Below are 12,764 nucleotides of genomic sequence, written 5' to 3'. Positions count from 1 at the left end.
AGTATGTCGTCGCGCAGTTTCCGCATTGTGAATGAGAAGGGCCTGCATGCCCGGGCCAGCGCCAAATTTGTCGAGGTGGTCGAGGCGCATGACGCGCGCGCGCTGGTGGCCCGTGACGGAATGGAGGTTTCGGGCGACAGCATCATGGGCCTCTTGATGCTGGCCGCTTCGCGCGGGACGACGATTGACGTGACGACATCGGGGGCCGAGGCGGAGAAACTTGCCGATGCGCTGGAGGCTCTGGTTGCCGGGCGCTTCGGAGAGGATTATTGAAGACTGTCACCGCCGTCTTCTGCCGGTGACGCCCGCAAGGACCCATCCGTGACCGAACACAGCCAGATCGCATCCGAGGCCGCGCCCGCGCAGACCAAGGCGGACCGCCCTTATGACATGCGCCGGCTGTCCTATGCGGGGACCTTCCGCAACCCGTTCAAGGCAGGCACCATCCGCGCGTTGGAATGGCTGACCGCGAAGGTGCAGCTCCTGCGGCTGATCCGCAGTTTCGAGAAATCGGGTGCGCCCTTCGGTGCCCCGTTCTGGCCCAAGGCGATTCGCCATATGGGCATCAGGATCGACACCCCGGCCGAGGAAATTGCCCGTATCCCGAAGACCGGGCCTGTGGTCGTGGTGGCCAACCATCCCTCGGGGCTGGTGGATGGCATGATCATGGCCGAGATGGTGTGCCGCGTCCGGTCGGACTTCAAGATCCTGACCCGCAGTCTGCTGACCGGCATCCCCGAGGTCGAGGAATTCATGATCCCCGTCCCCTTCCCGCATGAGGACAATGCGCGGGAGCTGGGGCTGAAGATGCGGGACGAAACCATGGCCCATCTCAAGGCGGGCGGGGTGATCATCCTGTTCCCGGCGGGCAAGGTGGCCATGTCCGAAACATGGTTCGGCCCCGCGGTCGAGGCGGAATGGAACGTCTTCACCCACAAGATCGTGCGCTCTTCAGGGGCCACGATCCTGCCGATCTTCTTTCCGGGACAGAACAGCCGGGCGTTCCAGATTGCCAACCGCCTCTCGGACACGCTGCGGCAGGGGCTGCTGCTTTATGAGATCAAGCGTGTGCTGTTCAGGCCGCAGCGTCCGGTGATCGGTCAGCCCATTCCGGCAAGCGAGCTAAAGAACTGGGAAGGCAATCCCCGCGGCTTTCTGGCCTGGCTGCGCGAGCATACGCTCTCTCTCGGCAGGTAAGGCAGCGGTCCTTCGTTTAGCGCTTCGCCCTCTCGTCGAAGGGACAGGCCCGCGACAAAAAGACGAAGTTGCCAGAGGAGCCGGTCTCAGCGCGTCGGCACCGGAATTTCGCCCCGGTAGTCGTAGAAGCCGCGCTTGGTCTTGCGGCCCAGCCATCCCGCCTCGACATATTTGGTCAGCAGCGGGCAGGGGCGGTATTTGGTATCCGCCAGCCCATCATACAGCACGTTCATGATGGCAAGGCAGGTGTCCAGCCCGATGAAATCTGCCAGCTCCAGCGGTCCCATCGGGTGATTGGCGCCCAGTTTCATCGATTCGTCGATGGACCGCACGTTGCCGACGCCTTCATACAGCGTATAGACCGCCTCGTTGATCATCGGGATCAGGATGCGGTTCACGATGAAGGCCGGGAAATCCTCGGCGCTGGCGGCGGTCTTGCCCAGGCTTTCCACCACCCGGTGCAGGGTCTGATAGGTGTCCTGATCGGTGGCGATGCCGCGGATCAGTTCCACCAGCTGCATCACCGGCACCGGGTTCATGAAGTGGAAGCCCATGAACTTTTCCGGCCGGTCGGTGCGGCTGGCCAGCCGGGTGATCGAGATGGATGAGGTGTTGGAGGTCAGGATCGTTGTCGGCTTCAGATGCGGCAGCAGATCCTCGAAGATCGCCTGCTTGACCGTCTCCCGCTCCGTCGCGGCCTCGATCACCAGATCCGTCGGCCCCAGATCGGACAGCTTCATCGTGGTGCGGATGCGGGCCATGGCCGCGGCCTTCGCCTCGGCGCTGATCTTGCCGCGGCCGACCTGACGTTCCAGATTGCGGTCCACCGTGGCCAGCGCGCTTTTCAGGGACTCGTCGCTGATATCGTTCAGCAGCACCTCATATCCGGCCAGCGCAAAAACATGGGCGATGCCGTTGCCCATCTGCCCCGCGCCCACGATGCCGACTGTGCGGATGTCCATGACTGCCCTCTTCTTCGTTCCGCGGAACTCTAGGCCCGGCACCGGGGCAGGGCAAGGGGGCAGGGCCGGGCCGGGAAGAAGGAACAATTCGACGGAAAGGTCATGGTTTAGTCATTTGGAAAGGCTTTGGCCTTCATGCTTTGGCCCGGGTGTTGTGAAGGATGGGTGACGCGCATGGAACTTGGGCATGCCGGTGCGGGGGCGCCGGACTATTTCCCCTGCCATTACGGCGGGTCACGGCTGACATTCCGGGGCCCCCGCCGCGATCTGGGCGGCGACTATATCGTGACCCTGGGCGGGAGCGAGACATTCGGACGTTTCGTTCCGGCGCCGTTTCCGCTGCTGCTGGAGCGGAAGCTTGGCACGCCGGTGGTGAACCTTGCCTGCATCCATGCCGGGCCGGATCTGTGGCTGCAGGATCCGGCTTTGACCGGTGTCATCCGCGGGGCAAGGTTCGGTGTGATGCAGGTGGTGGGGGCGATCAATCTGTCGAACCGCTACTACACGGTGCATCCGCGGAGAAATGACCGCTTCATTGCTGCCTCACCCCTGCTGCGCGCCCTCTATGATGATCTGGACTTTACCGAAATCCACTTCACCCGCCATCTGGTGCAGACCCTCCGCTCCCGGGGGGAGGAGAGGTTCCGCCCGGTGGCCGCGGAACTGCGTGCGGTCTGGCAGCAGCGCATGATCGCGGTGCTGCAGACAATGCCGGAACGGCGGGTGCTGTACTGGATCGCCGGAACGCCGCCACCGCAGCACGGAGGCGAGCCGTGGCAGGAGCCTGAGCTTGTCGATCAGACCATGCTGGACCGGCTGCGCCCGCTGGTCGATGACATCATCGTGCATGTTGTCCGTGACGAGAAAGCAAAGCGCCCGGCATCCTTGTCGATGCGGGCCGGAGAGCGGGGTAGTCCCGGCGCTTCGGCCCATGCGGAAGCGGCGGATCTGCTGGGCGCCGCCATTTCCCGCCGTCTGATGTGAAACGGGGCGCCCTTGGGGCGCCCCGTGTGATTTGACCTGTAATGGCTTGACCGGCGCTGTCAGAGCTTTCCGGTGAGTTCCGGGACGAGGGTGAAGAGGTCGCCCACGAGGCCATAGTCGGCGACCTGGAAGATGGGTGCCTCTTCGTCCTTGTTGATCGCGACGATGACCTTGCTGTCCTTCATGCCCGCAAGGTGCTGGATCGCGCCCGAGATCCCGACCGCGACGTAAAGCTGCGGCGCCACGACCTTGCCGGTCTGGCCCACCTGCCAGTCGTTCGGCGCATAGCCGGAATCGACCGCCGCGCGGGACGCGCCCACGGCGGCGCCCAGCTTGTCGGCCAGCGCCTCGATGATCTCGAAGCTCTCTTTCGAGCCGACGCCGCGACCGCCCGAGACCACGATCTTCGCGGAGGTCAGCTCCGGCCGGTCCGAGGCGGCGACCTTGTCTTCCACCCAGGACGACAGACCGGCACCGGCCGGGCCCGATATGGCCTCAACCGCCGCTGCGCCACCCGCAGGTGCCGCCGAAAACGCCGCCGTCCGCACCGAGAACACCTTGACCTTGTCCCCGGACTTCACCGTCTGGATCGCATTGCCGGCGTAGATTGGCCGCTCAAAGGTTTCGGAATCGATAACGGCGGTCACGTCAGAGATCACCATCACGTCCAGAAGCGCCGCCACGCGCGGCAGCAGGTTCTTGTTGAACGCGGTCGCCGCACCGGCGATGTGGCTGTAATCCTTGGACAAAGCCACGACCAGATCGGCCGTCGCCTCTGCCAGCCCATGGCTGTAGGCCGCGTCACCCGCCACCAGAACCTTCGCCACGCCCGACAGCCTGGCCGCCTCGGCCGCCGCCCCATCGGTGCCCGCGCCCGCCACGAGGACGTGCACATCGCCCAGCGAGGCCACCGCCGTTAGGGCTTTGGCAACCGAATCGGTCGCAAGCTGTCCGTCATTCACATCGGCAATCAGGAGAACGGCCATCAGATCACCCCCGCTTCGTCTTTCAGTTTCGCGATCAGCTCGTCCACCGAACCGACCTTGACCCCGGCCTTGCGGCCCGCGGGTTCGACCGTCTTGACCACGGTCAGCCGCGGCGCCACGTCCACGCCATAGTCAGCCGGGGTCTTGGCGGCCAAGGGCTTGGCCTTGGCCTTCATGATGTTCGGCAGGCTGGCATAGCGCGGCTCGTTCAGCCGCAGGTCGACCGTGATGATCGCGGGCAGCTTCACGCTGATCGTCTGCAACCCGCCGTCCACTTCGCGGGTGACCTTCGCGGTCTCGCCTTCGATCACCAGCTCGCTGGCAAAGGTGCCCTGTGCCCAGCCCAGAAGCGCGGCCAGCATCTGGCCCGTCGCGTTCATGTCATTGTCGATGGCCTGCTTGCCCGCCAGAACCAGGCCCGGCGCCTCGTCCTTCACCACCGCGGCCAGCAGCTTGGCCACGGCCAAAGGTTCAATGTCGGTCTGCACATCCGTCGTGGCTTCGATCAGGATCGCCCGATCCGCGCCCATGGCCAGCGCATTGCGCAGGGTTTCCTGCGCCTGTTTCACGCCGATGGAGACGACCACAACCTCGGTCGCGATCCCCTTCTCCTTCAGACGGATCGCCTCCTCCACGGCAATCTCGTCAAAGGGGTTCATCGACATCTTCACATTCGCAAGATCGACACCCGAACCGTCCGATTTCACCCGGACCTTAACGTTGTAGTCAATCACACGTTTGACAGGCACCAAGACCTTCATGCGGATCTCTCCAGTTCCAGGGCGCGCGAGGCACCCGTTCAAGCTCCCACAGGCCTGTTACCGCAACAGGGGCCGATTCAACAGAGCAAATGCGACAGATTATTGCGCGGGACGTCACGTTGCCGCATCTGCACGGTGCCCTGACGGCAGGGGCTGCTCAACCTTCGCGTGTCAGCCCGGGCACCCAGAGGACATCCGCCTTGCCGTCGTCATTGGCGATGCGGCCAGCCACGAAGAACCAGTCCGACAGCCGGTTCAGATATTTCACGGCGGCGGGATTCACATCCTCTTCGGCGGCCAGTTCGACCACCAGACGCTCGGCCCGGCGGCAGACGGTGCGGCACAGGTGCAGATGGGCGGCCAGCGCGCTGCCGCCCGGCAGGATGAAGCTGCGCAGCGGCGTCAGCTTCGTGTTCATCGCGTCGATCTCGCGTTCCAGCCGGTCGACCTGCGCGTCGATCATGCGCAGCGGTGTATAGGGCAGATCGGCATCCTTGTCGCGGTCGGGGGTGCAGAGATCGGCGCCCAGATCGAACAGATCGTTGGAGATCCGCGCCAGCGCCGCGTCCAGATCGCCCGTGGCATGCAGTCGGGCAAGGCCGACCGTGGCATTCGTCTCATCGACGGTGCCATAGGCGCCCACGCGATGCGAAAATTTCGGCACCCGCGCGCCGTTGCCAAGCGCGGTTTCGCCCTTGTCGCCGGTGCGCGTGTAGATTTTCGACAAAACGACCATCAGTTCCCCCCGCGAGAGCGCAGCCAGGCAAAGCCCACGATCAGCACCACGGCAATGAATTGCGCGATCAGCCGCCAGCGCATGATCTTGTTGGCATTGCGTTTGTTGAACTCGCCGCCCTTGGCGAAGGTGCCGATCCCGAACAGCAGGATGGCGGCCACCACCAATGCGGCAAAGGCGGCAAGCAGGAACAGCGGATCGTTCATCATGGGTGTGCCTCCGGTTGGCACTGGTCTACGGCGTTTTCGCGGGAAAGCGAAGCGCCTTCCCGCCCGCGGATGATCACCCCCGCGCGACCAGCCAGTCCAGCGCGCGGCTGGACAAAAGGCGGCGGCCCAGACCGGCAATATGGGTGGGCAGGGTCACGTAATAGCGCGCGCGGGGCCGGCGGCTTTCCACCGCATGGACCAGCTTTTTCGTCACCGCTGCGGGGATCAGCTCGAACGTGTCGGGCTTGTCCTTCGGTTTGTAGAGGCGATGCAGCAGGGTTTGGTATTCTGCGGCGCGGGGCGAATTCTGCCAGTCGATCCATTTTTCGAAATGCGGGATGGAGTTCTGGCGGATCAGCGTGCCGATGGGTCCCGGCTCGATCAGGATAATGTCAATTCCGGTGCCCTTCATCTCCAGCCGCAGGATGTCGGTCAGGCCCTCCATGGCGAATTTTGTGGCGGCATAGGCGCCGCGCCATTTCGCACCGACAATCCCCAGAACCGAGGAGCAGTTGACGATCCGTCCGTGCCCCTGCGCCCGCATCAGCGGGATCACCCGGCGGGTCAGGTCGTGGACGCCAAAGAGGTTCGTTTCAAAGATCTCGCGCAGGGCGCCACGGGGCAGATCCTCCACCGCGCCGGGGCATGCATAGGCACCGTTGTTGAACAGCGCGTCCAGCGTGCCTCCGGTTCGGGTCTTCACCTCTTCCACGGCGGCGGCGATGCTGGCCTCGTCGGAATAATCAAGAACGAAGCTTTCCAATCCCTCGGCCCGCAGGCGGGCGCAGTCGGCCTCTTTCCGGCAGGTTGCAAAGACGCGCCAGCCGCGCGCTTTCAGACCGCGCGCGGCGTCCAGACCGATGCCCGAAGAACAGCCGGTGATGAGGATTGTTCTGTCCATGATCTGCCGTATCCTGCCCGCTTTTTGCCCGAAGGCTTAGGCGGAAAAGGCCGGGGGCGTCAAATGCGATCAGAACGTCAGAATGCCGGGACCAGGAAACGCGAGGCGACATAGCCGCGTAGACCATCGCCTTCGATGACCACTTCGACCCATTCCGCATCAATGGGCGACAAGAGGCGGACTTCCTCTCCGCCCCAGAGTTTTCCGACCACGCCATCATAGGTCGAGGGGCCAAGGCGGACATTCACCGAACTGGCGGTGACGACATAGATGTCTCCGGCTGCGGCAGGGGCGTCATGCGCCGCAGCTTCATCCACCGCGTAAGAGGCTTCGTCGACGGAGACCTGATCCCCACCGATACTTGGCAGGGCGGACAGGGTGAAGACCGGCTCCGCCCGGCGGGTACGTTCGGCCACGGGCTGAGGTGCCGGGGCGACCTCCGCCACGGCAGGCACCACCTTGGCGGGCGTCACGCTTGCAATCTGAGGGGCGGGCGCGATCTCGACCACCGGGAGTGCGGGCGCAGTGGCGGCGGGTCGCGACAGGACCACCACCTCACCTCCGCCAGCAACGGCCGCGGCCAGTCCGGGCCGCATCTGGCCGCGGTCTTCCCCGGCAATCAATAGGGTGACGAACATCACGGCACCCAGAAGCACCACTAGACGAAGCATGGAAACACCGGAGACTTTGGAGACTTTGGCAGCAGTCGAGTCATCTTTAGCACAAATCAGGGGCGGTCGCAGGGGAAACTTTGCGAAGCTGCATCAGGTTCCCGGCAATCTTGCCCGCAAACCGGCTGGACCGCGGCGCGGGACCGACATACACCACATTCATGTCCGATGAAGATGACGATCCCAAGTCCTATGGTCTGACCGTAGCCGAGCCGCTGTCGCGCGCTATCGGCGAACGCTATCTGACCTATGCTTTGTCCACGATCATGCACCGCGCGCTGCCCGATGCGCGTGACGGGCTGAAGCCTGTGCACCGGCGAATCCTCTTCGCCATGCGCGAGCTGCGGCTGACCGCGACCGGCGGCTTCCGCAAATCGGCCAAGATCGCGGGCGATGTGATGGGCAACTATCACCCCCACGGCGATGCGGCGATCTATGATGCGATGGCGCGTCTGGCGCAGGATTTTGCCGTGCGCTACCCGCTGGTGGACGGGCAGGGCAACTTCGGCAACATCGACGGCGACGGCCCGGCCGCCAGCCGCTACACCGAAGCCCGGCTGACCGCGCTGGCCGAGACGCTGATGGAAGGGCTGACCGAAAACGCGGTCGACTTCCGCCCGAACTATGACGGCACCCTGGAAGAGCCGGTCGTCATGCCGGCCGCCTTTCCCAACCTTCTGGCCAACGGCTCCAGCGGTATTGCCGTGGGGATGGCCACGAACATCCCGCCGCACAACCTTGATGAGCTGATCCTTGGTTGTCAGGCGATGCTGAAGGACCCCGGAATCACGACCGAGGCGCTGATGGCGCATATCCCCGGCCCGGATTTCCCCACGGGTGGCATTCTGGTCGAACCGCGCGACAGCATTCTGGACGCCTATACCAGCGGCCGCGGCGCCTTCCGTCTGCGCGCCCGGTGGGAGAAAGAGGATCTGGGCCGCGGCAACTGGCAGATCGTCGTCACCGAGATCCCGTATCAGGTGCAGAAGTCCAAGCTGATCGAGAAGCTGGCCGAGCTGATCGAGACGAAGAAGATCCCGCTTCTGGCCGATGTGCGTGACGAATCGGCCGAGGATGTGCGGCTGATCATCGAGCCGCGGGCCCGGACGGTCGATCCCGACATGCTGATGGGCATGCTGTTCAAGAACAGCGATCTGGAAATCCGCTTCAACCTGAACATGAACGTGCTGATCGACGGCCGGGTGCCCAAGGTCTGCGGCCTGAAGGAAGTGCTGGAGGCCTTCCTGAACCACCGGCGCGAGGTGTTGCGGCGGCGGAGCGAGCACCGGATCGAGAAGATCGACCACCGGCTGGAGGTTCTGGAAGGCTTCATCATCGCCTATCTGAACCTTGACCGGGTGATCGACATCATCCGCTATGACGAAGATCCCAAATCCGCGCTGATGCGCGAGACATGGGGCCGCGATTTTCCGCGCGCCCTGTCCGAAAAGGATTATGCCCCGCCCGCTCCGGGTGAAGGCGAGCTGACCGAGATTCAGGCCGAGGCGATCCTGAACATGCGGCTGCGCAGTCTGCGCCGTCTGGAAGAGATCGAACTGCGACGCGAGCGGGACGCGCTGATGGAAGAACGCGCCGGGCTGGCTGATCTTCTGGACAGCGATCGCCTGCAATGGAAGCGGATCGGCGAAGAGCTGGAAGAGATCCGCCAGAAGTTCGGCAAGGGCACCGCGCTTGGCGACCGCCGCACCGATTTCGCCGATGCGGGAGAGGTCGAGGTGGTGCCGTTCGAGGCGATGATCGAGCGGGAGCCGATCACCGTGATCTGTTCGCGCATGGGCTGGATCCGGGCGATGAAGGGCCATGTGGACCTGACGACCGAACAGAAGTTCAAGGATGGAGACGGCCCCCGCTTCGCCTTCCATGCCGAGACGACAGACAAGATCCTGATCGTGGCCGAAAACGGGCGGTTCTACACGCTGGTGGGCGCGAACCTGCCCGGCGGGCGCGGCATGGGCGAACCCTTGCGGCTGATGGTGGACCTGCCGAACGACACCGGCATGACCGATATGATCGTCTGGCGCGCGGGGGTGAAATACATGGTCGCCTCCACCGCCGGGGACGGGTTCATCGTGCCGGCGGAAGAGCTGGTGGCCCAGACCAAGGCGGGCAAGCAGGTGCTGACCGTGCGCGACGGGGTGAAGGCCGCGCTGTGCCGTCCGGTGGCGGGCGATCATGTCGCCGTGGTGGGCGACAACCGCAAGATGCTGGTTTTTGCGCTGTCCGAGCTGCCGGAAATGGCCAAGGGCAAGGGTGTGCGGTTGCAGAAGTACAAGGATGGCGGGCTGTCTGATGCCATCACCTTCGCACTGGCGCAGGGCCTGTCGTGGAAAGACCCCGCAGGCCGCACCCGGACCGAGGCGGACCTTGCCGAATGGCTGGGCGCGCGGGCAGGCACCGGCAAGATGGCGCCGCGCGGTTTCCCGCGCGACAACCGCTTCAACTGAGGTTCATCTGATCGGGGTCATTCCCCGATCAGCTTGCACTGCATCTTCTGCGGGGCGGCGGTCAGCTTCGACAGCAGGTCATCGACCAGCCCGCAATCGAGCAGATTGTCGTCGCTGGTCCAGCGGGCCGAGTAGACGTTGACGTTCAGCATCGGCTCCACCACCTGATCTACCGGGGCGGAGGCAAGGGCCGACCCCAGCGTCACCGTCACCGGACCGGGCCAGAGCGTCAGGTCTTCGGTCAGAAGGAAGATCGTGCCGATCTCATTCACGGGCAGGGTGGCGCCGGGGGCCGGATCGCCCATCCAATAGCCCGAAACGGTGACCGCCTCGCCGCGCGAGGTCAGTTCGGCCAGCGCTTTTTCCGAGAATGTGATCTCGACCGTCACGGTGGACGGGGTCTGCGACAGGGCCGGACCGGCCAGAAGCACAGCACTGGTGAAAAGAACAAGCGGCAGGCGGTTCATGAATATCTCCATTGCGAATGCCGCAGAGGTGCATGGCCGGGAAATTCCGTCAAGCGCGGGCAACCGTCACGCTGCATCGACCCGCAGCCAGACCCCACCTTCGGGCCGCAGGGTCAGGATCATCACCGGCTTCGGCGCCCTGCCGGGGATCAGCGCAAAGCGGAACCGCGACAGCAGGGTGGCAAGGATGATCACCGCCTCCTGCAGGGCGAAACTCGCCCCGATGCAGATCCGCGGCCCGTCACCGAAGGGAAGGTAGTGGAACCGCAGCACCGCGCGCGGATCGGCAAAGCGGGCGGGGTCAAAGGCATCGGGGTTTTGCCACAGGGCATGGTGGCGGTGCAGCGCATAGATCGGCAGGATGACGGTATCGCCGCGCCGCACTTCGCGCCCGCACAGCTCATCCGGGGCCTGTGCCGTGCGCGATAGAAAGGCGGCGGGTGGATAAAGCCGCAAAGCCTCGTCCACGATACGGCGGGTCAGGGGCAGGGCGGGCAGGTCGGCCACGGTGGCGGCCCGGCCCTGCAACGCGGCTTGCGCCTCGGCCCGGGCGGCGGTCTGAACGGCGGGATCGAAGGCGCAGAGATAGAGCGCCCAGGACAAGGTCAGCGCCGTCGTCTCATGCCCGGCCACGATGAAGGTCAGCAGGTTGTCGCGCAGCTCATCCGTGGTCATCTTGCGCCCGGTCTCCGGCTCCTCCCCCGCCAGCAGCAGGTCCAGCAGATCGGGCGGCACATGCGCCCCCTCGGCTCGGCGGGCATGGATCGCCCGGTCCGCCAAAAGCTTCGTCTGCCGCATCGCCGCCCCGGTCAGCAGGCGGTGCGGCCGCGGCACCCAGGCGGGCGCCCCCAGCATGTCCAGAAACGAAACCTTGGCCGTCTGGGCGATATACTGCTCAATGGCGCGGTGGATCGCGTCACGGTCGAACTGTCGCCCGCCGGAAAAGGTGACGTCCGAGATCACCTCAAAGGTCGCCGTGACCATCTCGTCGAACAGGTTCGCCGCGCGGCCGGGCACCAGCCGCCCGCAGGTGCGCTCTGCTGCTGCGGTCATCACCGGGGCCAGCGCCGCCACGTTGCGGTGCGAAAACACCGGCGCGGCGGTGCGGCGCTGCCAGTGCCATTCCGCCCCTTCCGCCACGAACAGGCTGTCCCCGATGGCGGGTTCAAGGATCAGCTTCGTCACCAGTGACTTCGGGTAGTTTGCCAGATTGTCCCGCAGGATGTGGCGCAACGCCTCGGGGTCCATGACCATATGCCAGCGCCGTCCGGTGTTGCCTGACAGGATCGGCGCATGGGTGGCGATCTCGGGGATCATCTCCAGCACATTGCGCCGTGCGGCCCGCAGGCTGCCCCGCAAACCAAGCGGTTCGGTCGCCAGCGGCACCCGGACGGGCAGTGCGGTCGGGGCTTCGGTCATCTGATCGCTCTCCTTCACCGGGGAATGTAGGTGCGGGCGCAGCACTTTGCACGGCCCGTTGCGGTGCCGGATCGTTGCGGCTATCCCTGAGGGTCAGTTCAGCCGGAGACCCGCGTTCATGCCCGCCCGCCCGATTGCTGCCCTTCTTGCCCTTGGTCTTCTGGCCGCCTGCGCCCGCAACGATCTGGCCGAGCCGCCGATGCCGCTGGGCCCCTTCGCGCTTGGCCTGAACATCGCGGTGGCAGACAATGTGCAGATGGTGCCGATCAGCCGCCCGGCCACGCCCGCCGAATGGGAAGCGGCGATCACCAAGGCCGTGGACGACCGTTTCGGCGCGGCGCGCTATCCGGGAACCAAGGCCTATAATATCGGCATTTCGATTGATGCCTATGCGCTGGCCCCGCCCGGTATCCCGGTCGTTGCGGCGCCGAAATCGATTCTGGTGATCACGGCGAACATCTGGGACGATGCGGCGCAGAAAAAGCTGAACCCCGAGGGCAAGCAGATCACCGTCTTTGAAAGCCTGTCCGGCGATACGGTCATCGGCACCGGCCTGACCCGCTCCAAGGCGCAGCAGATGGAGGCCTTGGCTTTCAACGCCGCGCGCAAGGTCGAGGACTGGCTTTTGGACAATCCCGAATGGTTCGGCATGACCGAGGAAGAGCTGAAGACGGCCCTTGCCGCCCGGGATGCCGCGATCGAGGCCGCCAAGGCCAAGCCGGCAGCAGCCGCCACCCCGGCTGCGGCCGCCGCCGAAGCTGGCGCGCCTGCAGCCGCCGTGGCTGAACCTGCCAACTGAGGCTTGATTTCCCGCAGTTTCGTCTATAAGTCGCCGCCGGTATGAACCGAGGGCCCGGTCCGGGCCCCCAGAGAAGGGCGGCCACGATGGCGAAGGCAAAGTTTGAACGGAATAAACCGCACGTCAACATCGGGACGATTGGTCACGTTGACCACGGGAAGACGACGCTGACGGCTGCGATCACGAAGTATTTCGGCGAGTTCCGCG

General features: G+C 64.9%; 15 protein-coding genes. 6 read left to right on the top strand and 9 right to left on the bottom strand.

Annotated features, from left to right (window positions below; translation table 11 throughout):
* Window positions 1-3 precede the first annotated feature (3 nt).
* Both ACO2Q5_RS06920 and ACO2Q5_RS06915 read left to right on the top strand, forming a co-directional pair.
* Entirely contained in the window at window positions 4-273 is a 270-nt protein-coding gene (locus tag ACO2Q5_RS06920; RefSeq protein WP_423289288.1) for an HPr family phosphocarrier protein, read from the top strand.
* Window positions 274-321: 48 nt separating this feature from the next.
* Window positions 322-1,197: a lysophospholipid acyltransferase family protein gene (locus ACO2Q5_RS06915; protein ID WP_423289286.1), complete on the top strand. Its 876-nt coding sequence runs from the start codon at window positions 322-324 to the stop codon at window positions 1,195-1,197.
* 86 nt (window positions 1,198-1,283) lie between these two features.
* Here the strand turns inward: ACO2Q5_RS06915 and ACO2Q5_RS06910 are convergent, their stop codons facing one another.
* Window positions 1,284-2,159: a 3-hydroxybutyryl-CoA dehydrogenase gene (locus ACO2Q5_RS06910; protein WP_423289284.1), complete on the bottom strand. Its 876-nt coding sequence runs from the start codon at window positions 2,157-2,159 to the stop codon at window positions 1,284-1,286.
* 174 nt (window positions 2,160-2,333) lie between these two features.
* On the opposite strand from ACO2Q5_RS06910, the gene ACO2Q5_RS06905 reads away from it, so the two are divergent.
* Complete coding sequence (locus tag ACO2Q5_RS06905; protein ID WP_423289282.1) at window positions 2,334-3,143, top strand: DUF6473 family protein; 810 nt, start codon at window positions 2,334-2,336, stop codon at window positions 3,141-3,143.
* Between the two features lie 59 nt (window positions 3,144-3,202).
* Here the strand turns inward: ACO2Q5_RS06905 and ACO2Q5_RS06900 are convergent, their stop codons facing one another.
* From ACO2Q5_RS06900 to ACO2Q5_RS06875, 6 genes are all read right to left on the bottom strand, one after another.
* Complete coding sequence (locus ACO2Q5_RS06900) at window positions 3,203-4,129, bottom strand: electron transfer flavoprotein subunit alpha/FixB family protein (RefSeq protein WP_423289280.1); 927 nt, start codon at window positions 4,127-4,129, stop codon at window positions 3,203-3,205.
* Window positions 4,129-4,890: an electron transfer flavoprotein subunit beta/FixA family protein gene (locus tag ACO2Q5_RS06895; protein WP_423289278.1), complete on the bottom strand. Its 762-nt coding sequence runs from the start codon at window positions 4,888-4,890 to the stop codon at window positions 4,129-4,131. Before ACO2Q5_RS06895 ends, ACO2Q5_RS06900 begins: the two co-directional genes overlap by 1 nt.
* Before the next feature lie 157 nt (window positions 4,891-5,047).
* Window positions 5,048-5,626, bottom strand: coding sequence for a cob(I)yrinic acid a,c-diamide adenosyltransferase (locus ACO2Q5_RS06890; RefSeq protein ID WP_423289276.1), 579 nt, complete (start codon window positions 5,624-5,626; stop codon window positions 5,048-5,050).
* The gene (locus ACO2Q5_RS06885; RefSeq protein WP_423289274.1) at window positions 5,626-5,835 is read right to left on the bottom strand and encodes a twin transmembrane helix small protein; all 210 of its coding nucleotides are present in this window, start codon (window positions 5,833-5,835) and stop codon (window positions 5,626-5,628) included. The genes ACO2Q5_RS06890 and ACO2Q5_RS06885 overlap by 1 nt, the downstream gene beginning before the upstream one ends.
* A gap of 73 nt (window positions 5,836-5,908) precedes the next feature.
* Window positions 5,909-6,736, bottom strand: a complete 828-nt coding sequence (locus ACO2Q5_RS06880) for an SDR family NAD(P)-dependent oxidoreductase (protein WP_423289272.1) — start codon at window positions 6,734-6,736, stop codon at window positions 5,909-5,911.
* 77 nt (window positions 6,737-6,813) lie between these two features.
* Window positions 6,814-7,407, bottom strand: coding sequence for an SH3 domain-containing protein (locus ACO2Q5_RS06875; protein ID WP_423289270.1), 594 nt, complete (start codon window positions 7,405-7,407; stop codon window positions 6,814-6,816).
* A 161-nt stretch (window positions 7,408-7,568) separates the two neighbouring features.
* On the opposite strand from ACO2Q5_RS06875, the gene ACO2Q5_RS06870 reads away from it, so the two are divergent.
* Window positions 7,569-9,872 carry a DNA topoisomerase IV subunit A gene (locus tag ACO2Q5_RS06870; protein WP_423289268.1) on the top strand — a complete coding sequence of 768 codons (2,304 nt, stop codon included), beginning with the start codon at window positions 7,569-7,571 and terminating at the stop codon, window positions 9,870-9,872.
* 17 nt (window positions 9,873-9,889) lie between these two features.
* Here the strand turns inward: ACO2Q5_RS06870 and ACO2Q5_RS06865 are convergent, their stop codons facing one another.
* Both ACO2Q5_RS06865 and ACO2Q5_RS06860 read right to left on the bottom strand, forming a co-directional pair.
* Entirely contained in the window at window positions 9,890-10,339 is a 450-nt protein-coding gene (locus ACO2Q5_RS06865; protein ID WP_423289266.1) for a hypothetical protein, read from the bottom strand.
* A gap of 66 nt (window positions 10,340-10,405) precedes the next feature.
* Window positions 10,406-11,758 carry a cytochrome P450 gene (locus ACO2Q5_RS06860; protein ID WP_423289264.1) on the bottom strand — a complete coding sequence of 451 codons (1,353 nt, stop codon included), beginning with the start codon at window positions 11,756-11,758 and terminating at the stop codon, window positions 10,406-10,408.
* Between the two features lie 118 nt (window positions 11,759-11,876).
* On the opposite strand from ACO2Q5_RS06860, the gene ACO2Q5_RS06855 reads away from it, so the two are divergent.
* Both ACO2Q5_RS06855 and ACO2Q5_RS06850 read left to right on the top strand, forming a co-directional pair.
* Window positions 11,877-12,557 (top strand): hypothetical protein, encoded by a 681-nt coding sequence (locus ACO2Q5_RS06855; RefSeq protein WP_423289262.1) that lies wholly within the window; start codon window positions 11,877-11,879, stop codon window positions 12,555-12,557.
* Window positions 12,558-12,643: 86 nt separating this feature from the next.
* Window positions 12,644-12,764 (top strand): GTP-binding protein (locus ACO2Q5_RS06850; protein WP_349375878.1); only part of this gene is annotated, 121 nt, incomplete at its 3' end.

Source organism: Neotabrizicola sp. VNH66, assembly GCF_049445895.1.
Classification (GTDB): Bacteria; Pseudomonadota; Alphaproteobacteria; order Rhodobacterales; family Rhodobacteraceae; genus Pseudogemmobacter.
Note: the sequence above shows the minus strand (reverse complement) of the source record. Positions and strands in the feature narration are given on the sequence as shown.

Bases quoted from the DNA above. Each gene is read 5' to 3' on its own strand.
- ACO2Q5_RS06920 (WP_423289288.1), top strand. From the start codon at position 4: ATGTCGTCGCGCAGTTTCCGCATTGTGAATGAGAAGGGCCTGCATGCC.
- ACO2Q5_RS06910 (WP_423289284.1), bottom strand. From the start codon at position 2,159: ATGGACATCCGCACAGTCGGCATCGTGGGCGCGGGGCAGATGGGCAAC.
- ACO2Q5_RS06905 (WP_423289282.1), top strand. From the start codon at position 2,334: ATGGAACTTGGGCATGCCGGTGCGGGGGCGCCGGACTATTTCCCCTGC.
- ACO2Q5_RS06900 (WP_423289280.1), bottom strand. From the start codon at position 4,129: ATGGCCGTTCTCCTGATTGCCGATGTGAATGACGGACAGCTTGCGACC.
- ACO2Q5_RS06895 (WP_423289278.1), bottom strand. From the start codon at position 4,890: ATGAAGGTCTTGGTGCCTGTCAAACGTGTGATTGACTACAACGTTAAG.
- ACO2Q5_RS06890 (WP_423289276.1), bottom strand. From the start codon at position 5,626: ATGGTCGTTTTGTCGAAAATCTACACGCGCACCGGCGACAAGGGCGAA.
- ACO2Q5_RS06885 (WP_423289274.1), bottom strand. From the start codon at position 5,835: ATGATGAACGATCCGCTGTTCCTGCTTGCCGCCTTTGCCGCATTGGTG.
- ACO2Q5_RS06880 (WP_423289272.1), bottom strand. From the start codon at position 6,736: ATGGACAGAACAATCCTCATCACCGGCTGTTCTTCGGGCATCGGTCTG.
- ACO2Q5_RS06875 (WP_423289270.1), bottom strand. From the start codon at position 7,407: ATGCTTCGTCTAGTGGTGCTTCTGGGTGCCGTGATGTTCGTCACCCTA.
- ACO2Q5_RS06870 (WP_423289268.1), top strand. From the start codon at position 7,569: ATGTCCGATGAAGATGACGATCCCAAGTCCTATGGTCTGACCGTAGCC.
- ACO2Q5_RS06865 (WP_423289266.1), bottom strand. From the start codon at position 10,339: ATGAACCGCCTGCCGCTTGTTCTTTTCACCAGTGCTGTGCTTCTGGCC.
- ACO2Q5_RS06860 (WP_423289264.1), bottom strand. From the start codon at position 11,758: ATGACCGAAGCCCCGACCGCACTGCCCGTCCGGGTGCCGCTGGCGACC.
- ACO2Q5_RS06855 (WP_423289262.1), top strand. From the start codon at position 11,877: ATGCCCGCCCGCCCGATTGCTGCCCTTCTTGCCCTTGGTCTTCTGGCC.